Annotated in this window: 1 pseudogene; it reads left to right on the top strand. The window is 71.9% G+C overall.

What is annotated here, in order from left to right:
* Window positions 1-217, top strand: a pseudogene (locus ABD323_RS45655) (hypothetical protein); the annotation flags it as partial.

The raw sequence follows: 217 nt of genomic DNA, 5'->3' as shown, positions 1-217 counted from the left end.
CCGCAAACTGCTGTCGGCGCAGCCGGGCTTTCGCGGGATGGGGCTGTTCGTCGACCGCGAGCTCGGCAAACTCCTGGTGGGATCGTGGTGGGACGCCGAGGCCCCCCGGGAGGCCAGCTACGAGAACCTGGGCAAGCGGCGGGTCGAGCTGATGGCGCCCTTCGCGCAGACCGCGACGGTCGACAACTGGGAAGCGGCGGTCGCCCGGCGTGCGGAG

This window comes from Kitasatospora nipponensis (assembly GCF_039528135.1).
GTDB lineage: Bacteria > Actinomycetota > Actinomycetes > Streptomycetales > Streptomycetaceae > Kitasatospora > Kitasatospora nipponensis.
The sequence above is the reverse complement of the archived record's forward strand: the minus strand, read 5'-3'. Positions and strand labels throughout refer to the sequence as shown.